Source organism: Streptomyces rubiginosohelvolus, from assembly GCF_014649875.1.
Taxonomy (GTDB): domain Bacteria; phylum Actinomycetota; class Actinomycetes; order Streptomycetales; family Streptomycetaceae; genus Streptomyces; species Streptomyces rubiginosohelvolus.
In genome coordinates this window covers 940,931-961,379 of record NZ_BMTW01000001.1, presented here as the reverse complement: position 1 = coordinate 961,379, position 20,449 = coordinate 940,931, and the positions used below count along the sequence as shown (strand labels likewise).

The window sequence follows — 20,449 nt, the reverse complement described above, 5'->3', positions numbered from 1 at the left end:
ACGGACCGGGGCGCCACATCCATCCCGTCGCCGCGCCTTGCGGTCCGGGGGACAAGAACCACCCCGTCCCCGCGTCTTCACGACCCGGGCGCCGAATCCACCTCGCTCCCGCGCCTTGCGGTCCGGGGCGTCGCATCCGCCCCGCTCCCGCGCCTTGCGGTCCGGGGCGTCGCATCCGCCCCGCTCCCGCGCCTCACGGACCGGGGCGCAAATCCAGCCCGTCCGGCGATTGAGGACCGGGGGTCCGGGGGCAGCGCCCCCGAAGCGTCACCCGGGGCGGCCCCCGAAAACCTCACCGCGGCGGCGACTCCGGCGGCCGCTGCCGCGGCATGTTCGGCCGGGCCGCAACCGACGGCATCGAGAACCGCCCCGGCGCCACCCCCGGCTCCCCCCGCCCCGCACCCCCCGCCGCCAACGCCTGCATCCCCATCGGCGCGGGTCCCGCCCGGAACTCCACCATCCAGTCCGCCGTCTCCGACCGCACCAGCTCCGTGACGTCCTCGGAGAACCTCCGCAGCACCCCCAGGCACCGCTCGGCCGCCTCGCTGGCCGTGCCTTCGGTCGGCCCGAGCATCTCCCGTACGCACTCCGAGGCCCAGTCGAACTGGAGCACCTGGAGCCGGCGCTGCACGGCCTGGGCCGTGGCCAGGTTCCTTATCCACCCGGAGGTGAGGCCGAAATACCGGTCGCAGGCCATGCACGCGGCCCCCAGCAGCAGCGACAGATAGCCCCAGCCCGCCGACCCGCTCAGCGCGCCGGTCAGGTCGAGCAGCGGCAGGGCGGCCCCGGCGACCACCCCGGCGGCCGTGCCCATCCGCAGGGCCCGGGCGGCCCGGCGCTTCCAGACCCGGTCGTTCAGATACCAGTCCGCGGTGTCCAGGGCGCCGGTCTCGACCCAGCGGTAGAGCTCGTCGAGCCGCTCGGCCGGCTCGCCCCAGTCGCCGAGGGGGAACGGGCGCCCGGTCAGATCGCGCCCGCCGGTCGGCCACCCCGTACGGCCGCCGGAGCGCCCACCGGCACGCCCCTCCACCGGGACTCCCGTAGCGGAATGCTCAGCTCCGTTCTCACCGGATCCCGCATCGGACTCCTTGCGGGGCGGCCCCTCGGGCTGCATCTCCGGCTGACTCACCGGGGCACTCCTCTGCACTCTGACGGACGGGACGGACGCGTAGGGGATAACTAGGAGGTAACTCTGCGTCACCGCACATGCACGCTCGTGTGCCGATGTGCATGCCCTTCCTACCGCCGAATGGTGGGCCGGGGGGTCGAAATCGCGGGATTCCCGCCTGGGCAGGGCCCCTGGTCAGGTATAGGAGCACTCACGCCGGTTCCGAGATCTCACCCGAAAGAGTTGGTCCCCGGTGGGTGGAGCGCGGTGACCGGGGAGCACGTAGGCTCGGCTTACCGAAACATTTGTCGTCGAAATGCCAGGAGTGACCGTGATTCCCGGTGGTGGCCAGCCCAACATGCAGCAGTTGCTCCAGCAGGCCCAGAAGATGCAGCAGGATCTCGCCGCGGCCCAGGAGGAACTGGCCAGGACCGAGGTCGAGGGACAGGCGGGCGGCGGTCTCGTGAGGGCCACGGTGACCGGCTCCGGCGAGCTGCGCGCCCTGGTGATCGACCCGAAGGCGGTGGACCCGGAGGACACCGAGACGCTCGCCGACCTCGTCGTCGCGGCCGTCCAGGCGGCCAACGAGAACGCGCAGGCGCTCCAGCAGGAGAAGCTCGGCCCGCTGGCGCAGGGCCTGGGCGGCGGGGGCGGCATCCCGGGTCTGCCGTTCTGACCCGGCGGGCCACAGGGCCTTGAGGTCCACGGGCCTTGAGGTTCCGCAGGCCCGCGGGGCCTACTGGTACCGACCCGTACCCACTACGGTACGGAGCAGGAAGCGAAGAGAGGCGTTCCGTTGTACGAAGGCGTTGTTCAGGACCTCATCGACGAACTGGGCAGGCTGCCCGGCGTCGGTCCCAAGAGCGCGCAGCGGATCGCCTTCCACATCCTGCAGGCCGAGCCCACCGACGTACGCCGGCTCGCCCACGCCCTCCTGGAGGTCAAGGACAAGGTCCGGTTCTGCGAGGTGTGCGGCAATGTCGCGCAGCAGGAGCGGTGCGGGATCTGCCGGGACGCACGCCGCGATCCGAGCGTGATCTGCGTGGTCGAGGAGCCCAAGGACGTCGTGGCGATCGAGCGGACGCGTGAGTTCCGGGGGCGCTACCACGTGCTGGGCGGGGCGATCAGCCCCATCGAGGGAGTCGGCCCGGACGACCTGCGGATCCGTGAGCTGCTGGCGCGGCTCGCGGACGGCTCCATCACGGAGCTGATCCTCGCGACCGACCCCAATCTGGAGGGCGAGGCCACCGCGACGTACCTGGCGCGGATGGTCAAGCCGATGGGCCTGAAGGTGACCCGGCTGGCCAGCGGTCTGCCGGTCGGCGGCGACCTGGAGTACGCCGACGAGGTCACCCTGGGCCGCGCCTTCGAGGGGAGGCGGCTGCTGGATGTCTGACACCGGCTCCGACACCCCCGCCGTACGCCCCCGGTCCGGGCCCGGGCCCCTGCACGTACCGCCGTCCGCTCCGCCGTCTGTGACCGCGCCCACGGGAGGTCCCCTCGATGTCTGACGCCACGCTGAACTCCGTCACGCAGGACCCGGGCGACTTCGCCGTCCAGATCGCGGACCAGATCAAGACGTTCATCGTCGCGGTCGCCGAGGTGTCCAAGGTCGAGGAGCCGGAGGAGGCGGTCCCGGTCCTGCTCCTCCAGGTCTCGCAGCTCCTGCTGGCGGGCGGCCGCCTCGGCGCGTACGAGGACGTCCTGCCCGACGAGCGGTACGAGCCCGACCTCGGCGCGGAGCCGGACGCGGACGGTCTGCGCGAGCGGTTCGCGGCGCTGCTGGAGCCGATCGACGTCTACTCCGAGGTCTTCGACCCGTACGAGCCCCGCAAGGCCCCGGTCCCGCACCGCATCTCCGACGACCTGGCCGACCTGGTCACCGACCTCGGCCACGGCCTCGCGCACTACGAGGCGGGCCGCACCGCCGAGGCGCTGTGGTGGTGGCAGTTCTCGTACTTCTCCAACTGGGGCTCCACCGCCTCCGCCACCCTCCGCGCCCTCCAGTCCCTGGTCGCCCACATCCGCCTCGGCCAGCCCCTGGAGGAGCTGGACGGCCTGGACACCGACCAGGACCCGGGCGAGGAGAACCTCGCCGAGGAGGCGGGCCGCGTGATGCTCCAGGAGATCGCGGGGCCGCTGGGGCTGCGGCCGGTGAAGTAGGGCCTGCGGAGGGCCCTTGACCTCAACCGCGGTTGAGGGAAGAGGCTCCGGGATGAACGGCCGAACCCGACGGCCGCATCCCGCAAGGAGACTCCCATGAGCGCCGCGACCCCCGCCGTACCCGCGCCCACCGTCATCGGCGTCCCGGCCCCGCAGGAGGACGTCGACGCCATCGTCGCGTTCGTCGCCGGAGTGCAGCACGCCCAGCAGAACGCGCTGCCCGACGCCTTCCTGGCCGGCTTCCGCGAGGACGCCGTCTGGACCACGGCCCACGGCAAGCGGCTGACCGGGCTGCCGGAGATCAGCGCCTTCACCCGCACGGTGCTGCCCCCGCAGGCGGACTCCCCGGTGACCGCCACGTACGCCGTCGACCTCGTCCTCTTCATCCGCCCCGACGTGGCCGCCGTGAAGATCCGCCAGCGCCCGGTGAGCCGCGCCGGAGGTGCGTACCTGGACGAGATCTTCCACGGCCAGGAGGACCCCGCCGCGCTCATGGCCGCCCACCCCGAGGCGGTCCCGGGCACGCCGACCTACGTGCTCGCCAAGGACGACGGGGTCTGGCGCATCGCGGCCGCGCAGAACACCCAGGTCCTCGACGTGGCGACGCTGACGGCGGGCTGACACGGGTCCGCGCGGGCGAGCGGTTCGCCGGCCGGCGGGGTACGCCGACTGACGCTCCCGGCTGGCCGGTCCGTGTCCGATCGTGTGGGCTGGGACACAAACGGGAGTGCTCGACGGTCGGGCTGGGCAGCAGCCTCGTACGAGCAGTTCGGAGCGACACGCCGTACCGGGTGCTGAGCGGGACATCTCACCATCTGGTAATGGACGGGTCGATTCCGGACTGCTCGTTAAACTGAGCCGACCGCAGTAATGACTGAGCGAGGAGCGCACGTGGGCCTTGTCGTGCAGAAGTACGGAGGCTCCTCCGTAGCCGATGCCGAGGGCATCAAGCGGGTCGCCAAGCGAGTCGTCGACGCCAAGAGGAACGGCAACCAGGTGGTTGTCGTGGTGTCCGCGATGGGCGACACGACGGACGAGTTGATAGATCTCGCCGAGCAGGTGTCTCCGATGCCTACCGGTCGGGAGTTCGACATGCTGCTGACCGCGGGTGAGCGGATCTCCATGGCCCTGCTGGCCATGGCGATCAAGAACCTGGGCCACGAGGCCCAGTCGTTCACGGGCAGCCAGGCCGGTGTCATCACCGACTCGGTCCACAACAAAGCGCGCATCATCGACGTCACCCCGGGCCGTATCCGGACCTCGATCGACGAGGGCAACATCGCCATCGTCGCCGGGTTCCAGGGCGTGTCCCAGGAGGGCAAGAACATCACCACCCTCGGCCGCGGCGGGTCGGACACGACCGCCGTCGCGCTGGCCGCCGCGCTGGACGCCGAGGTCTGTGAGATCTACACCGACGTCGACGGCGTCTTCACCGCGGACCCCCGGGTCGTGAAGAAGGCGAAGAAGATCGACTGGATCTCCTTCGAGGACATGCTGGAGCTGGCCGCGTCCGGCTCCAAGGTGCTGCTGCACCGCTGCGTCGAGTACGCACGCCGTTACAACATTCCGATCCACGTCCGCTCGTCCTTCTCCGGACTGCGCGGCACCTGGGTCAGCAACGAGCCGCAAGGGGACCAGAAGGTGGAGCACGCGATCATCTCCGGAGTCGCCCATGACGTCTCGGAGGCCAAGGTCACCGTCGTCGGCGTCCCGGACAAGCCGGGCGAGGCGGCCGCGATCTTCCGCGCCATCGCGGACGCCGAGGTCAACATCGACATGGTGGTGCAGAACGTCTCCGCCGCGACGACCGGCCTGACGGACATCTCCTTCACCCTGCCCAAGGCCGAGGGCCGCAAGGCCATCGACGCCCTGGAGCGGACCCGGAGCGCCATCGGCTTCGACTCGCTGCGCTACGACGACCAGATCGCCAAGATCTCCCTGGTCGGCGCGGGCATGAAGACCAACCCGGGCGTCACCGCCGGCTTCTTCGAGGCGCTGTCCGACGCGGGCGTCAACATCGAGCTGATCTCGACATCCGAGATCCGCATCTCGGTGGTCACCCGCGCCGACGACGTCAACGAGGCCGTGCGCGCCGTGCACACCGCCTTCGGGCTCGACAGCGACTCCGACGAGGCCGTGGTCTACGGAGGCACCGGCCGATGACGGAACACCGCCCTTCGCTCGCGGTCGTCGGTGCGACCGGGGCGATCGGCGGTGTCATGCTCCGGATCCTCTCGCAGCACGCGGACGTCTGGGGCGAGGTCAGACTCGTCGCCTCACCGCGCTCGGCCGGCCGCAAGCTGGTCGTGCGCGGTGAGGAGAGCGAGGTCCTCCCGCTGGCCGAGGACGTGTTCGACGGCATCGACGTGGCCCTCTTCCTGGTGCCGGACGAGGTGTCCGCCCACTGGGCCCCGATCGCCGCGGCCAAGGGCGTCGTCGTCATCGACGACTCCGCCGCCTTCCGGCTCGACGACGACGTTCCGCTCGTCGTCCCCGAGATCAACTCCCATGCCGCACGGCTCAGGCCGCGCGGCATCATCGCGTCCCCGAACTGCACCACGCTGTCGCTGATCGTCGCCGTCGGCGCCCTGCACGCCGAATTCGGGCTGCGCGAGCTGATCGTCTCCTCCTACCAGGCCGTCAGCGATGCGGGCCGTGACGGCGTCGCCGCCCTCCGCGAACAGCTCGCCCTGGTCGCCGGTACGGAACTGGGCACCCAGCCCGGAGACGTACGCCGGGCCCTGGGCGACGAAGCCTCCACGGCGGACAGCCCGTTCGCCGCGCCCATCGCCCTGAACGTCGTGCCCTGGGCGGGTACGGACGCCGGGGACGGCTGGTCCTCCGAGGAGATCACCCTGCGCGAGGAGTGCCGCAAGGTGCTCGGCATGCCGGACCTGAAGACCACCGCGACCTGCGTGTACGTCCCCGTCGTCGCCACCCACTCGATGTCCGTCCACGCCCGCTTCGAGAACGAGGTCGCGGTCGGCAAGGCGCACGAGATCCTGGCGACCGCCCCCGGCGTGGTCCTGTTCGACAATCCGGCCGCCGGGGACTTCCCGACCCCGTCCGACGTGGTCGGCACCGACCCCACCTGGGTGGGCCGCGTCCGGCGGTCGATGGACGATCCGCATGCCCTGGAAATGTTCCTTTGCGGGGACAATCTCCGAAAAGGTGCGGCTTTGAACGTGGCGCAGATCGCCGAATCGGTCGCCGCCGAATTCCCTCGATGATGATCGAACTTGTTTTGTAGGATCTGTGAACGCCCTATGAGGAATTCGCTGGTCTGAACCTCTTGAGCTGGGACGTTGTCATGTCCGACGATGATCTTCCGGCCATCTGCAACCGCACCTCGGCCGGGTTGCGTCTATGCCGTCACTTTGTGCGTGGCCGGACGCCGTAACGGGGCATTTGGGGAAGAGCAGGTACGTATGAGGGCTTGTCGCACAGTGTCGAACGTGGCGCGGTCCGCGTACAACCCTGACGGGGGGCAGCGTGTCCAACAGGCGTGGCAGAGGTTCTCGACATCACAGTGGTGGGCCCGTTGCGAGGCGCTTCGGTGCGCCCGTTCCGGCGGCCCCGCGCGCCCGGCGGCATGCCGGTGATCGCGCCCATGCCCGCTGCGCGCCCGGCCTCGCTGCCCGCGCAGCGCGGGGGTGCTGAGGAGACGGTGGCAGCAGGAACGACGGTCGACCATCTCACCGAGACCTATCGCGCCCACTACCGCTCCCTGCTCGGCCTCGCGGCCCTGCTGCTGGACGACACCGCGTCCTGCGAGGACGTGGTGCAGGAGGCGTTCATCCGGGTGCACTCCGCGCGCAACCGGGTCCGTGAGCCCGAGAAGACCCTCGCCTACCTCCGGCAGACGGTCGTCAACCTCTCGCGCTCGGCGCTGCGCCGCCGCATCCTCGGGCTGAAGCTGCTCTCCAAGCCGATGCCGGACATGGCGAGCGCGGAGGAGGGCGCGTACGACCAGCTGGAGCGGGACGCGCTGATCAAGGCCATGAAGGGGCTCCAGCGACGCCAGCGCGAGGTGCTGGTGCTGCGCTACTTCGCGGACATGACGGAGGCCCAGGTCGCCGAGACGCTGGGCGTCTCGCTGGGCTCGGTGAAGGCGTACGGTTCGCGGGGCATCGCGGCGCTGCGTGTGGTGATGGAGGCCCAGGCATGAGCGGGTCCGAACAGCACCCCGAGATCCCTGAGCACAGGCACGAGGACGACCCGACGGGAAACGGAATTGTGAACCACGGGCCGGAGAAGACTCCGCACACCGATCCGGACCGACCGCCGAGCGAGAACGCGGGCCCCGGAGAGAGCGGCCCCCCGGAACCGGCACCGCCCGCGAGCGCGGACGGCGAATCCATCGAGGACCCCGACGAGCGGGACCCGGGCGCCGAGGCCCCGGCGGACCCGGCCGCGGAGGCCCCGGCGGACGCGGGTGCCGCAGCTCCGGCGGACGGTGACGCGGACGCGGGTACGGAGAGCGGCGCGGACGCCCGTACGGAGGCTGCTGACGACGCCGGTGTGGAGACCCGCGCGGACGCACGTACGGAGGCCGCCGACGACGCGGTCACCGGGACCGGCGACGACACCCGTACGGAGACCGCCGCCGCCACCGCCCCCGGTGCGGGCAAAGCCCTCGGTGACGGCCCCGCCGACGCCCCCGCAGCGTCCGACGACGACTTCCTCGCCACGCTGACCGACCTCTTCGCCGACGGCAGACGCGGCCCCGCCGCCGACCGGTCCGGCGACCTGGACGAGGTGGCCCTGCGCCGCATGCTGCACGGCGCGGTCCGCGACATCGTCCCCTCCGAGGGGACCCTCGACCACCTCCACCGTGCCGTCCCCGCCCGCCGGGCCCGGCGGCGGCAGGCCATCGTCGGGGCGGCCGCGGCGGCCCTGCTGATCGGCACCGCCGTCCCCGCCTTCGTCCACGTCGCCACCTCGGACGGCTCGTCCACCGCCAACCCCGCCATCGCCGGACACGGCGAGCAGGCCCAGGGCGGCAACGGGGAGGAGCCCGGCCCCGAGGAGCCGGGCCGGCAGTCCGCGGCGCCCACCGAGCGCGAGAGCGAGGGCGGCGAGGGCGAGGCCGCCCCGGACCCCAGCCCCTCCCGGGGCGAGGGAAGCGACCCGGACGGCGCGGTGGCGGGCGAGAAGCCCGACACCCCGAGCGTGGACTACGCGTCCCTGCCCGTCTGCGACCCCGGCCAGCTCGGCGTCGCGTCCGCGAGCACCGACGCGCCGGGAACCGACGGCACGGTCTACGGCAGCTTCAGGATCGCCAACGTGTCCGGCACGGACTGCACGGTCAGCAGCAACGGCACCGTGGGCTTCACCGCCCTCGGCGCCGCCGACTCGCAGAAGATCGTCGTGGTCCAGCACGCGGCGGGCGACGCGGCCCCCGGCCTGCCCGACCCGTCCCAGGAGCCGGGCACGGTGCTGCTGAAGCCGGCCATGGCGTACGAGGTGCGGTTCGCCTGGGTGCCGACCGAAACCTGTCCGACCACGGGCCCCTCACCGACCCCGACCCCGTCGGCGGACGGCGCGGGAGGCTCGGTCGGCGGGGGCTCCGAGAACCAGTCCGGCATGGACCCGCAGTCGCTGTACGAGGACGGCGGGACCACCGCCGAGGGCAGCGTCGCCGTGACGCACACGCCGGAGTCGGGAGCGCCCACCGCGCAGACGGAGATCCCCAACGCCTGCTCGGGCACGATCTACCGGACGGGCGTGCTCGCCACGTCGTAGTCCGGCGAGGACGGGTCCTCGGGGGTGTCCTTCGGGGCGCCCTCCGCGGCATCCATCGTCTCCGAGGCCTCAGCGGCGGCTTCCTCCGGTACGAGGCCGAGCGCGATGTCCCGCTCGGCCTCGGCCTCGCGCCGCACCAGCCGGAACCACATGAAGAGCACGAACGCGGCGAAGACGAACCACTCGCCCGTGTAGCCGAGGTTCTGGAAGGCCTTCAGGTCGAGGCCGCTGCCCTCCGGGGCCGCCGCCGGCACGGGCTTCATCGCGCCGCCCGTACCGCCCGCCTCGGCCTCGGGAAGCGTCACCCAGGCGTCGTACACGTCGTAGGGGACGAGGTTCACCAGGGTCGCCGCGCTGATCATGCCGACCTGCCCCGAGGGGAGGCCGCCGCGGACGTTCACGCCGTCGCTGTGGGTGTTCTCGGAGGCCTGGAGGTCGCCGGTCACCGTGACCTCGCCCTTCGGCGCTGCGGGAACCCGGGCGTCGGTCGCGGACCCGGGCAGCCAGCCCCGTACCACCGGCAGGGCCTTGCCGGTGTCGGTCCGGAGCATGTTCAGGACGTAGAAGCCCTGCCGGTCCTCCAGCTTCCGGCCGGGCACCAGGAACTGGTCGGCGTACGTCCCGGTGGCGATGGCGGGACGGCCGGACGTCACCTTGTCGACGGGCAGCAGCGCGTCCAGGGGTTTGGCGGCCCGGGTGCTCGGATCGGGGGCCTTCTCCGCCTGTTCGTGCGACTGGACGCGGTCCTCGAAGCGGCCGAGCTGCCAGGTGCCCATGAACACGCAGAACGGGATGGCCAGCACGACGAAGAGGTTGATCCCCCACCACCGTGGGGTCAGCAGGAACCGGTACACCCCTCAAAGGTACGGTTCCCCGCCCCGGGTACCCGGGGCGGGGTCCGCAATTTATCCGGCCCTTACACCCCCTGGACGGCACCGCCGCCCAGGTGCTTCAGGGCGAACTCCAGCTCCAGCCGCACCTGCTTGATCCGCTCCTCCACCACGAGCGAGCCGTGCCCGGCGTCGTAGCGGTAGACCTCGTGGACCGCGCCGCGCGCCGCCAGCCGGTCCACGTAGTTCTCCACCTGACGGATGGGGCAGCGCGGATCGTTGACGCCCGCCGAGATGTAGACGGGGGCGCGCACCGCGTCGACGTACGTCAGCGGGGACGAGGCCTCGAAGCGCTCGGGCACCTCCTCCGGCGTACCGCCCAGCAGCGTGCGGTCCATCGCCTTCAGGGCCTCCATCTCGTCGTGGTACGCCGTGACGTAGTCCGCGACGGGGACGGCGGCCAGGCCCAGCGCCCAGGCGTCGGGCTGGGTGCCGAGGCCGAGCAGGGTCAGATAGCCGCCCCAGGACCCGCCGGCCAGCACCAGGCGCTCCGGGTCCGCGAGCCCGGACTTCACGGACCACTCCCGTACGGCCGCGATGTCCTCCAGCTCGATCAGGCCGACCCGGTGCTTCAGCGCGTCCGTCCAGGCGCGGCCGTATCCGGTGGAGCCCCGGTAGTTGACCCGGACGACCGCGAAGCCGTGGTCGACCCAGGCGGCGGGACCGGAGGCGAAGGCGTCGCTGTCGTGCCAGGTCGGTCCGCCGTGGATCTCGAAGATGGTGGGGAAGGGGCCCTCACCGGTCGCGGGCTTCTGTACGAGGGCGTGGATCCGGCCGCCGGGCCCCTCGACCCACGCGTCCTCGACGGCCACCGACGGCGGGGCCTTCGCACCGGGAGGATCCAGGACCACGGCACCGCTCGTCGACCGCACCACGGGCGGCTGCGCGGCCGAGGACCACAGGTACTCCACCGTCCCGTCCGGGCGGGCCGTGGCGCCCGAGACCGTGCCGGCGGGGGTCTCCACGCGCACGGGCGCGTCCGCCCCCGGCTCGTACCGCCACAGCTCGCTGCGGGCCTCGAATTCGTGCTCGACGAGCAGGGCCGAGCCGTCCGGATACCACTCGGCGCCCACATCGCCCGGCAGGTCGATCGGCAGCGGAGTCTCCGTGCCCGCGACCGGGTCCCAGATCATCGGCTCCCAACGGCCCCGCCGCTGGTGTCCGACGAGGAGCCGGGTGTCCCCGGCGACCGGCGCGAAGCCGAGCACGCTGAGCCCCAGCTCCTTCGTGCCGCCCTCGGTGTCGTCCAGCTCGGCCACGGTCGAGCCGTCCGGGCGGACCACGCGCAGCGCGGAGTGCATCGCGTCGCCGTGCTCGGTGTGCTCCAGCGCGATCAGCGTCCCGTCGTGGGAGAGGTCCCCGACGCCCGCGGACTCCCGGTGCCGGTAGATCTCCACGGGCTCGGCGCCCGGCGACCGCACCAGGTGGACCGTCGTACCGTCCTCGTCGGTCGACCGGCCGATCACCGCCGAACCGTCCCGCCCGATGGCCAGGCCCGCCGGGTACGAGGGCGCGAGGCCCGGCGCGGCCGGCTCGTCATCCCCGCCGCCGAACGGCTGGCGCATCCACACCCCGAACTCGTCGCCGTCGGTGTCGCTGAACCACCAGACGGCCTCCCCGTCCGGCGTGAGCACCCCGTCGGTGGTCCCGTTGGGCCGGTCGGTCACCTGGCGCTGCCGCCCGCTCGCCCGGTCCCACGCGTACAGCTCGTAGGTCCCGGTGGCGTTGGAAACGAACAGGGAACGGTCGGGGGCGTCCTCGGCCCAGTCGGGCAGGGAGACGCGGGGCGCACGGAACCGCTTCTCCCAGTCGGGTGCGGCTGCAGCATCAGTCGTCGTCATGCTCCCATCCAACCCGATGACTCATCGGGCTCCGGCGGGGCTCCGGCGGAGCTCTTGAGGGCGGCGAATAACCACTCGCGCCCCCGCCCGGCCCGTGGGTAGCTTCCCGGACATGTACTCCCCGACTCCGGACGACTGGCACGCGACCAACCGCGCGCGCTGGGACGAACGCGTGCCGATCCATGTGGCGAGCGACTACTACGAGCTGGACGCGTTCCGGGCGGGCAAGGACGCGCTGCGCGCCTTCGAGCTGGCCGAGGTCGGGGACGTCACCGGCAAGACCCTGCTGCACCTCCAGTGCCATTTCGGCATGGACACCCTGTCCTGGGCGAGGCACGGCGCCGCGCAGGTCGTGGGCCTCGACTTCTCCGAGCCCGCCGTCGAGACCGCCCGGGGCCTGGCCGGGTCGCTGGGTCTCGGCCCGGACCGGGCGGCGTTCGTCGTGGCCGACGTGTACGACGCCCCGGCCGCCGTTCCCGATTCCGCGTACGACATCGTCTACACGGGCATCGGTGCGCTGGGCTGGCTGCCCGACATCGACCGCTGGGCCGAGACCGCCGCGTCACTCGTCGCGCCCGGCGGGTTCCTCTACCTGGCGGAGTTCCACCCGCTGACCGACTCGATGGACGAGACCGGTTCGTTGGTCACCGACGACTACTTCAGCCGCGATGCCTGGGTGGACGAGACGCCGGGCACGTACGCCGACCTCGACGCACCGACCGTGCACAACCGCAGCGTCGAGTGGCAGCACCCGGTGGGCCGGGTGGTGACGGCGCTCGCCTCGGTGGGGCTGCGGATCGAGTTCCTCCACGAGCACGACGTCTCGCTCGTCCCGCGGTTCACCACGCTGGAGCGCCACGCGGACGGCCACTACCGCTTCGCGGCGGGCCGCCCGAGGATCCCGCTGATGTACTCGATCAAGGCGTCGCGCCCGGCGGAGCGGTAGAGACAACCGCAGGCGGGAGCCGCTCCGCGGGGCTTCTCCGGCCGATTGTCAGTGGTGGGGCCCACACTCTTCTTCATGACCGAGATGACGGGAAGCGCTTCGGGGACGACGACGGCTGCGCTGCGCGGGGCGGTGGAGACGTACTGGTCGGCGGCCGAGGCGCGCGACTGGGGTGCGTTCGCGGCGACCCTCGCCGAGGACGTGGTGTACGAACTGCCGCAGACGCGCGAGCGGATCCTCGGCAAGGAGCGGTATCTCCGGTTCAACCAGGAGTATCCGGGCGACTGGCACGTCCGGGTCGAGCGGATCGTCGCCGACGCGGAGGGCCGGCAGGCCGCGGCCCGGACCGGGTTCACGGTGACGGGGGAGCAGGAGGGCGAGCCGGAGCAGGAGTTGGACGCCATCCACTTCTTCACGTTCGACGAGGAGGGTCTGATCACCGGGGTGACGGACTTCTGGCCCGAGTCGTACGAGCCTCCGGCGGGCCGGGAGCATCTGGTCGAGCGCTACTGAGCACGACGCGGGACGGCGGCCCACCGGTCGTCGCCCGGTGAACCGCCGTCCCTCTCCGAGGTCCTACACCGCCGAGCGGAAGGCGGGCAGATAGCCGCCCGACTGCCCCGCGGCCTTGGGGTGGTAGGAGTTCTCGATCGGGACGGTGACGCTGTGGATCCAGGCGTCGCCCGAGCACAGCTCATGTCCGGTGAACTCGTCCACCACGCTGGAGAAGGTGAACCCGGCGTCGGCGGACCGCTTGGCGAGGACGTCGTTCAGCACGTCCGACGCGTTGTTGATCGCGGTCCGTTCGGCCTCGCTGAGCCCGGCGATGCAGCTGCCGGACAGCTGGTAGAAGCGGGGGTAGCCGAGGACCACGACCTGGGCCTGCGGGGCGCCGGCCCGGATGCCGTCGTACAGCGCGTCCAGGCTGCCGGGCAGGGTGTTGTTCATCTGCCCGACGGCCGCGTCCACGCTGGCGAGGCAGGTGGCCTCGCTGCCGAGCACGCAGTCCTGCATGACGTCGGCGAACCCGACGTCATTGCCTCCGGCGGTGACGCTGACCAGCGAGGTGGACGCGTTGAGCACGCCGAGCTGGCTGCTCGCCACGGACGAGGTCGTCGCCCCCGAGCAGGCGACGAAGTCGAACGAGGCGGGGGAGTTGGCCGCCTGCCACAGGTAGGGGTAGGAGGCGGTGCTGCGCCGGCAGTCGCCGCTGTCGGAGAGGTAGCTTCCGGCGCCGACGCCCGAGGAGTAGGAGTCGCCGAGCGCGACATAGCCGCCCGCGGCGGCCGAGTCGGCGGCGGCAGCCGGCCCGGCGACACCGATGGCCGCGACGGCGGCGATCGCGAGAGTGGAGAGAGAGGCCCAAATTCTTCGTACTGACATGGCTGCCAGCCCTTCGAAGCGTGGGGGGATGTGGGGAATGCCGTTTCTAGCAGCTCTCGGTACCCGCCGGTAATGGCCGTGCGAGAAGTCGTCTGATATGCCCGAAGGATCGTTCGGTGGGTCGTGCTCCGCGCGTAGATAAACCTCAACTCGGTGACGGAGTAGGCAAGTTCGGGGGAATTCTGTGCGCCCCGGCGGACCCCCGCGAGCCCGCGCGTTCATCCGGACGGCTCAACGCCGAGCGCGCGGAGGGGTGCTGAGGTTCAGCCTCCGGTGTAAGGGGGAAGCTGGGCGGCCCCGACCCAGACCCGGGTGATGGAGCTGACGTAGCGGGCCCCGCAGCGGTCCCGGGGCATCACCAGCTGGCTGCCGTCCGGCTCCAGCGGCCGGCCGTCCATGCGGGTGGCGAGCAGCACGGGCGCATCGCCGAAGTCCGCGTCGATCACGGAGCTGAGCCGGCTCCTGGCGGACGGCACGGACCCGGACACGCTGCTCACCCGGTCGGTCGCCCACCTCGGGACCCCGCCCGCGTACGTGCTCAGCGCCACGGGCCGCACGATCGCCCGCACCCCGACCGCCCCGCCGCTGCCCGCCCGCCGGGCGGCCGAGGCCGTCACGGCGACCACGACCCTGAGCGTCGACCTGGACGCATCCGCGTACGCCCAGTGGCATCTGCACCTGCCCGAGCCGGTCGGGACGCCGCCGCGCATGCTGCACGAGATAGCCGAGGTGCTGGCCCAGCACCGCCGGGAGACGCTCCGCCGCGAGACGACCGCCCGGGGCCGGGCCACCGACCTGCTGGCCCTGATCGACGCCCCGCCGAGCGCCGCCGCCCCGGCCGCGCTGGGGAGGGCGCTGGAGGCGTGCGGCCTGGCGGATCAGGACCCGTACACGGTCATCACGGTGAAGGGGGCGGCGGACGACGACGGGGCGGTCGACGCCCTGGCCGAGGCACTGCACCACCTGACGGACTGCGGTTTCGCGGTGGGGAGGCTGCCGATGGCGGAGCCGGGGGAGGCGACGGCGGTGATAGGCACCCGCACACGTACGGACTCACGCACGGACCCGATCGCCACGACGCTGAAGAACCTCTGGCCGACGCTCCAGTCCCGTAGCGCGAAGGTCCCCCTCCACGGCGGCATCAGCACCCCGGCCACCACCCCGCAAAGTCTCAAGGGGGCGCTGACGCAGGCACGTTACGCGTTGACGGCGGCGAGCTCACGGAAGGCACCCGGGACCGAGGCGCCCACGTCCAACCTGACGGCGGTCGAGGACCTGACGACGCTCGACGCCCTCCTCACGGGCATCCCCGCCGACGTACGGACCGCCTTCGGCATCCACGCGCTGGGCCTGCTCGCCGACGACACGAACCCCTCGCACCGGATGCTCCTGGAGACCCTGGATGTGTTCCTCACGCACAACGGCTCCTGGGCCCGCACAGCAGAGGCGCTGCATCTGCACGTCAACACCGTGCACTACCGCATCCCGCGCGTGGAGATGCTGACGGGCCGCGACCTGGCCCGGCTGGACCACAAGCTGGACCTGAAGGCGGCGCTGCTCTGCCGCTGACCTGGGTCTCCGGTCTGCCGCTGACCCGGGTTTCCGGCTCTACGGCCGATCGATGTGAACGTTGGTCGACTTCACCCGCGCGGTGGCGGTCACCCCGACCTCGATACCCAGCTCGTCGACCGCCTCCCGGCTCACCAGGGAGACGAGCCGGTGGGGCCCGGACTGGATCTCGACCTGGGCCACGATGTCGTCGACGGTCACGGCGGTGACGATCCCGGCGAAGGAGTTCCGCACCGAGGTCCGCGTCTCCCCGGGCACAGGATGCAGCCCGGCGGCCCGGTCCTTGGCGAACGCGGCGAGCCCGACCCCGTCGATCACCCGGTTCCCCGCCCCGTCCCGCTCCATGGCGAGCTGCCCCCTGTCGGCCCACCGGCGGACGGTCTCCGAACTGACGCCGAGCAGCTCCGCGGCCCGGCCGATGCTGTAGGTCGGCACGGAGGCACTCTAGGGCCTTTCGTTTGCTTCATGTTGGGCTCGGTTACGGCGTCCCGGTTCGGTAACCCGGCTCGCCGGGCGGGGAGCTGGACCGTCCCGGGCGCTCCTGGGAAACTCGCGTGCCCGCGGACGGAGCCGACCTCCGGCCGACGGGGGCGCGTGACGACGTACGACGACGGGACACGACCGTGACCGAGCACGACAGCAGCACGCCGGACCCCGACCGCGCACCGGCCCGGCCGCCGGTGGCCGACCGGGCGGCCTTCGAGGCGGAAGTGGCGAGTCTGCGGCTCCGCGAGAAGGCGCACACGAGGGAAGGCGACGCGATCGCGGCGGCCCGCCGCCGACTGCCCATGGTCGAGGTGGACGCGAATCTCGAACTGACCGGCCCGGCCGGCCCGGTGACGCTGCTCGACGCGTTCGAAGGACGCCGACAGCTGATCGCGTACTACTTCATGTGGCACGAGGGCCACGAGGCGGCCGACCAGTGCGAGGGCTGCACCTGGGTCACCAACCAGGTGCGGGAGCTGGAGTTCCTGCACTCCCGCGACATCACGTACGCCGTCTTCTGCCAGGGCCCGTACGAGGAGAGCCGCCGCTACCGGGACTTCATGGGCTGGGAGATGCCCTGGTACTCCGCACTCCCCTCGAACGACGAGCTGCTGACCGGACGCCAGGTCGGCAGCATGCACATCGTCTGCTACCTGCGCGAGGGCGACCGGGTCTACGAGACGTACTGGACGACGCTGCGCGGGGTGGAGGTGATGGACTACGACTACGCGCTGATCGACCTGACCGTGTACGGCCGCCAGGAACTCTGGGAGGACTCGCCCTCCGGCTGGCCCCAGACCATGGACGCGCCCCCGGAGCACCCCATGCGCACCAACGGCCGCCCGATCCCGCAGTGGTCGCGTATCGAGGCGGGCCGCTCCGACGACCTGACGCCCGGTTCCTGAAGGGACGCCCTGCTGACGCCCGTTCACCTCGCCGTAGTCTCGTGCCATGCCCCCGGCCGATGACACGACGTACGAGATCCGCACCGCCACGCCCGAGGACGCCGGGCTCGTCGAAGCGCTGGACGGCTCTTTCACGACGGCCACGGTCTTCCAGGTGGAGACGGCGGAGAACGGCTTCACGCTGCGGGAGACGGTGGTGGACCCGCCGCTGACGAAGGTGTTCCCGGAGGACGAGGACGTCTCAGCGGACGAGGGAGACCAACATCTCCAGGGAGCCCCCACCTTCCTGGCTCTGGCCCCCGACGGCTCCCTGGCAGGCTTCGTCTCGGTCGCGTACGCGCGGTGGAACCGCCGCCTCACGATCGAGGACATCGAGGTCGCCCCCGACCACCGGGGCCGAGGGGTGGGCAGGGCACTGATGTCCCGGGCGGAGGAGTTCGCCCGGGAGCGCGGGGCGGGCCACATCGCTCTACGAGTTCACGGCCTCGGCGGGCGAGTACGCCCTCTACCTGAGCAAGCCCTGCCGCTGAGCGAACCGCGACTGACCCCCTACCGAGAACCGATCTCGGCAAGGAGGGCGTCGACGCGCCGCCTGATCTCGTCACGGATCGGACGGACGGCGTCGACACCCTTGCCCGCCGGATCGTCGAGCTGCCAGTCGAGGTACGTCCTGCCGGGGAAGACCGGGCACGCGTCGCCGCAGCCCATGGTGATCACGTAGTCGGACGCCTGGACGGCCTCGGCGGTGAGGACCTTGGGTGCGGCGGCGGTGATGTCGATGCCGACTTCGGCCATGGCGGCGACGGCGGCCGGGTTGACCTGGTCGGCGGGCAGGGACCCGGCGGAGTGCACGAGGACTCGGTCACCGGCGAGATGGGCGAGGAACCCGGCGGCCATCTGGGAGCGCCCGGCGTTGTGGACGCAGACGAACAGGACCGAGGGCTTGGCGGTGTCAGACATGGGCGGGGCCTTCCGGGACGGCGGCAGGTGACGCGGCAGAGGGGCCGGGATCGGGGAAGAAACGGCGGGCGGCGAGCGCCACGTACACGAGGCCGATGAGGACGGGTACCTCGATGAGGGGGCCGACGACTCCGGCGAGGGCCTGTCCGCTGGTGGCGCCGAAGGTGGCGATGGAGACGGCGATGGCCAGCTCGAAGTTGTTGCCCGCGGCCGTGAACGCGAGCGTCGCGGCCTTCGGGTAATCCAGCCCGACAGCCTTTCCCAGAGCCAGGGAGCCGGCCCACATGAGCGCGAAGTACACCAGCAGCGGCAGCGCGATCCGGACGACGTCGAAGGGCCGGGAGGTGATGGCGTCACCCTGGAGGGCGAAGAGGACGACGATGGTGCAGAGCAGCCCGTACAGGGCGAACGGCCCGATGCGCGGGAGCAGTTTCGTCTCGTACCAGATGCGGCCTTTCGCCCGCTCGCCCAGACGGCGGGTCAGAAAGCCGGCGGCCAGCGGGATGCCGAGGAAGATCAGCACACTGCGGGCGATCTCCCCCACCGACACGTCCAGGACGGTCTGGTCCAGGCCGAGCCACCCGGGCAGTACGGACAGGTAGAACCAGCCGAGCAGGCTGAAGGCGAAGACCTGGAACACGGAGTTGAGGGCGACCAGGACGGCGGCGGCCTCGCGGTCGCCGCAGGCGAGGTCGTTCCAGATGACGACCATGGCGATGCAGCGGGCGAGCCCCACGATGATCAGGCCGGTGCGGAATTCGGGCAGGTCCGGCAGGAAGATCCAGGCGAGGGCGAACATCAGCGCCGGCCCGAGCACCCAGTTCAGCACCAGCGAGGGAACGAGGAGCCGGCGGTCGCCGGTGACGGTGCCCAGACGGTCGTAGCGGACCTTGGCCAGTACCGGGTACATCATCACGAGCAGCCCGAGAGCGATCGGCAGCGAGACCCCGGTGACGGTGACCTTCGCCAGCACGTCGCCGAGCCCGGGAACGAGACGCCCCAGACCGAGACCGGCGGCCATGGCAACCAGGATCCACACCGCCAGGTAGCGGTCCACGAAGGACATCCGCGCCGCGACGGGGGCGGTGGAGGGAGCGCTCACGCGGAGGCCTCCGACGTGGCGGGCCGTCCGGAGCGGGTGAGAACCCCGGCGAGCTTGTCGATGGTCCCCGGCAGCAGCCAGTAGTACACCCAGGTGCCGCGCCGCTCGCAGTCGATGAGCCCGGCCTGCCGCAGCAGCTTGAGGTGGTGGGAGATCGTCGGCTGGGACAGATCGAACGCAGGGGTGAGGTCGCAGACGCAGATCTCGCCGCCCTCGCGCGAGGCGATCATCGACAACAGGCGGAGCCGTACGGGGTCGCCGAGAGCCTTGAACATCTTGGCCAGCTCGACGGCCTGCTCCTGGTCCAGAGGCGCGGTCAGCAGGGTGGGGCAGCAGCCGCTCTCGTCCTGGCCGAGCACGACCAGCTCTTGTTTCGACATGCTTCTATGTTGACGAACTTCGATTCAAGAAGCAAGCTTGCATAGAGAAACATCAAAACAGCCTGGAGGTACGTCATGAGCCACCACTCCAACGACCTGCGCGAAACCGTCCGCGAGCGCTACGCCGCCGCTGCCGTCCAGGTCACCGAAGGCGGCACGGCCTGTTGCGGCCCGCAGGCCATCGAGGTCGACGACAACTTCGGCTCGACCCTCTACGCCGCCGCCGAACGCGACGCCCTCCCCGCCGAGGCCGTCGCCGCCTCCCTCGGCTGCGGCAACCCCACCGCGGTCGCCGACCTCCACGAAGGCGACCGGGTCCTGGACCTCGGCTCCGGCGGCGGCATCGACGTCCTCCTCTCCGCCCGCCGCGTCGGCCCCACCGGCAAGGCGTACGGCCTGGACATGACCGAGGAGATGCTCGCCCTGGCCCTGGCCAACCAGAAGAAGGCGGGCGCCACGAACGTCGAGTTCCTGAAGGGCACCATCGAGGCGATCCCCCTCCCGGCGAACACCATCGACGTCGTCATCTCGAACTGCGTCATCAACCTGTCCACAGACAAGCCCGCGGTCTTCGCCGAGATGTTCCGCGTACTGGCCCCCGGCGGCCGCATCGGCATCTCCGACGTCGTGGCCGACGACCAACTCGGCCCCGACCAGCGGGCGGAACGCGGCGACTACGTCGGCTGCATCGCGGGCGCGCTGTCGTTCACTGAGTACGGAGAGGGCTTGGCGGCGGCCGGCTTCACGGACATCGAAGTCATCCCCACGCACGCGGTGGCCGACGGCATGCACTCGGCCATGGTCCGCGCCACGAAGCCGACGGCGCCCACCGGCACCACTGCCCAGGCACCCGCCCGGCCGACGAGCTTTGACTCCTGCAGCGCAGGAAGCGGCTGCTGACGCGTTTCCCGGTCGGGATCGCCTCGCACGCGCGGAAAGAGCCAGAGGGCCGGTACTGAAATCAGTACCGG

21 protein-coding genes and 2 pseudogenes are annotated in these 20,449 nt (G+C 71.5%); 14 read left to right on the top strand and 9 right to left on the bottom strand.

Annotated elements, in window-relative coordinates; genetic code table 11:
- Positions 1–292: 292 nt before the first annotated feature.
- The gene (locus IE134_RS04570) at positions 293–1,129 is read right to left on the bottom strand and encodes an SLATT domain-containing protein (RefSeq protein ID WP_030721978.1); all 837 of its coding nucleotides are present in this window, start codon (positions 1,127–1,129) and stop codon (positions 293–295) included.
- A gap of 310 nt (positions 1,130–1,439) precedes the next feature.
- Here IE134_RS04570 and IE134_RS04565 point away from each other — a divergent pair, with 310 nt between their 5' ends.
- The 8 genes from IE134_RS04565 to IE134_RS04530 all read left to right on the top strand — a co-directional run bounded on the left by IE134_RS04565 (position 1,440) and on the right by IE134_RS04530 (position 9,016).
- Positions 1,440–1,784 (top strand): YbaB/EbfC family nucleoid-associated protein, encoded by a 345-nt coding sequence (locus IE134_RS04565; protein WP_078614549.1) that lies wholly within the window; start codon positions 1,440–1,442, stop codon positions 1,782–1,784.
- A gap of 120 nt (positions 1,785–1,904) precedes the next feature.
- Positions 1,905–2,504, top strand: a complete 600-nt coding sequence (recR, locus tag IE134_RS04560) for a recombination mediator RecR (protein ID WP_006126373.1) — start codon at positions 1,905–1,907, stop codon at positions 2,502–2,504.
- A gap of 107 nt (positions 2,505–2,611) precedes the next feature.
- Entirely contained in the window at positions 2,612–3,271 is a 660-nt protein-coding gene (locus tag IE134_RS04555) for a DUF5063 domain-containing protein (protein ID WP_006126374.1), read from the top strand.
- Positions 3,272–3,367: 96 nt separating this feature from the next.
- A complete protein-coding gene (locus IE134_RS04550) occupies positions 3,368–3,892 on the top strand; it encodes an SgcJ/EcaC family oxidoreductase (protein WP_030721971.1) in 525 nt (174 codons plus the stop codon).
- A gap of 270 nt (positions 3,893–4,162) precedes the next feature.
- The gene (locus tag IE134_RS04545; protein ID WP_010056603.1) at positions 4,163–5,434 is read left to right on the top strand and encodes an aspartate kinase; all 1,272 of its coding nucleotides are present in this window, start codon (positions 4,163–4,165) and stop codon (positions 5,432–5,434) included.
- A complete protein-coding gene (locus tag IE134_RS04540) occupies positions 5,431–6,501 on the top strand; it encodes an aspartate-semialdehyde dehydrogenase (protein WP_098893813.1) in 1,071 nt (356 codons plus the stop codon). Before IE134_RS04545 ends, IE134_RS04540 begins: the two co-directional genes overlap by 4 nt.
- 275 nt (positions 6,502–6,776) lie before the next feature.
- Positions 6,777–7,439 (top strand): SigE family RNA polymerase sigma factor, encoded by a 663-nt coding sequence (locus IE134_RS04535; protein ID WP_373296784.1) that lies wholly within the window; start codon positions 6,777–6,779, stop codon positions 7,437–7,439.
- Positions 7,436–9,016, top strand: coding sequence for a hypothetical protein (locus IE134_RS04530; protein ID WP_189429644.1), 1,581 nt, complete (start codon positions 7,436–7,438; stop codon positions 9,014–9,016). Before IE134_RS04535 ends, IE134_RS04530 begins: the two co-directional genes overlap by 4 nt.
- Here IE134_RS04530 and IE134_RS04525 read toward each other — a convergent pair.
- The gene (locus IE134_RS04525; protein WP_030721960.1) at positions 8,986–9,870 is read right to left on the bottom strand and encodes an SURF1 family protein; all 885 of its coding nucleotides are present in this window, start codon (positions 9,868–9,870) and stop codon (positions 8,986–8,988) included. The two genes, IE134_RS04530 and IE134_RS04525, sit on opposite strands and share 31 nt — an antisense overlap.
- 62 nt (positions 9,871–9,932) lie before the next feature.
- Positions 9,933–11,747, bottom strand: a complete 1,815-nt coding sequence (locus IE134_RS04520; protein WP_098016853.1) for a S9 family peptidase — start codon at positions 11,745–11,747, stop codon at positions 9,933–9,935.
- Positions 11,748–11,859: 112 nt separating this feature from the next.
- Here IE134_RS04520 and IE134_RS04515 point away from each other — a divergent pair, with 112 nt between their 5' ends.
- The gene (locus tag IE134_RS04515; RefSeq protein WP_030721955.1) at positions 11,860–12,693 is read left to right on the top strand and encodes a class I SAM-dependent methyltransferase; all 834 of its coding nucleotides are present in this window, start codon (positions 11,860–11,862) and stop codon (positions 12,691–12,693) included.
- Between the two features lie 84 nt (positions 12,694–12,777).
- Positions 12,778–13,206: a nuclear transport factor 2 family protein gene (locus IE134_RS04510; protein ID WP_179887917.1), complete on the top strand. Its 429-nt coding sequence runs from the start codon at positions 12,778–12,780 to the stop codon at positions 13,204–13,206.
- Between the two features lie 63 nt (positions 13,207–13,269).
- On the opposite strand, the gene IE134_RS04505 is transcribed toward IE134_RS04510, so the two are convergent.
- The gene (locus tag IE134_RS04505; RefSeq protein ID WP_126931092.1) at positions 13,270–14,076 is read right to left on the bottom strand and encodes an SGNH/GDSL hydrolase family protein; all 807 of its coding nucleotides are present in this window, start codon (positions 14,074–14,076) and stop codon (positions 13,270–13,272) included.
- Positions 14,077–14,339: 263 nt separating this feature from the next.
- Positions 14,340–14,519: pseudogene (locus IE134_RS04500) on the bottom strand (molybdopterin-dependent oxidoreductase); the annotation flags it as partial.
- Between IE134_RS04500 and IE134_RS04495 the strand changes: the two are divergent.
- Positions 14,473–15,645, top strand: a complete 1,173-nt coding sequence (locus IE134_RS04495; RefSeq protein WP_189429642.1) for a PucR family transcriptional regulator — start codon at positions 14,473–14,475, stop codon at positions 15,643–15,645. The pseudogene IE134_RS04500 and the gene IE134_RS04495 sit on opposite strands and share 47 nt — an antisense overlap.
- 39 nt (positions 15,646–15,684) lie before the next feature.
- Here the strand turns inward: IE134_RS04495 and IE134_RS04490 are convergent, their stop codons facing one another.
- Positions 15,685–16,080 (bottom strand): TOBE domain-containing protein, encoded by a 396-nt coding sequence (locus tag IE134_RS04490; protein ID WP_189429640.1) that lies wholly within the window; start codon positions 16,078–16,080, stop codon positions 15,685–15,687.
- Positions 16,081–16,268: 188 nt separating this feature from the next.
- Between IE134_RS04490 and IE134_RS04485 the strand changes: the two genes are divergently transcribed.
- Entirely contained in the window at positions 16,269–17,036 is a 768-nt protein-coding gene (locus tag IE134_RS04485; RefSeq protein WP_098016893.1) for a DUF899 family protein, read from the top strand.
- A gap of 46 nt (positions 17,037–17,082) precedes the next feature.
- A pseudogene (locus IE134_RS04480) lies at positions 17,083–17,566 on the top strand (GNAT family N-acetyltransferase).
- A gap of 19 nt (positions 17,567–17,585) precedes the next feature.
- Here the strand turns inward: IE134_RS04480 and IE134_RS04475 are convergent.
- The 3 genes from IE134_RS04475 to IE134_RS04465 are packed head-to-tail and all read right to left on the bottom strand — an operon-like array spanning position 17,586 to position 19,478.
- Positions 17,586–17,996 (bottom strand): arsenate reductase ArsC, encoded by a 411-nt coding sequence (locus tag IE134_RS04475; RefSeq protein ID WP_030721932.1) that lies wholly within the window; start codon positions 17,994–17,996, stop codon positions 17,586–17,588.
- Complete coding sequence (arsB, locus tag IE134_RS04470; protein WP_179887916.1) at positions 17,989–19,062, bottom strand: ACR3 family arsenite efflux transporter; 1,074 nt, start codon at positions 19,060–19,062, stop codon at positions 17,989–17,991. Before arsB ends, IE134_RS04475 begins: the two co-directional genes overlap by 8 nt.
- Positions 19,063–19,094: 32 nt before the next feature.
- Entirely contained in the window at positions 19,095–19,478 is a 384-nt protein-coding gene (locus IE134_RS04465; RefSeq protein WP_030721926.1) for an ArsR/SmtB family transcription factor, read from the bottom strand.
- Between the two features lie 75 nt (positions 19,479–19,553).
- On the opposite strand from IE134_RS04465, the gene arsM reads away from it, so the two are divergent.
- Positions 19,554–20,378 (top strand): arsenite methyltransferase, encoded by an 825-nt coding sequence (gene arsM / locus IE134_RS04460; protein WP_098893808.1) that lies wholly within the window; start codon positions 19,554–19,556, stop codon positions 20,376–20,378.
- Positions 20,379–20,449 lie beyond the last annotated feature (71 nt).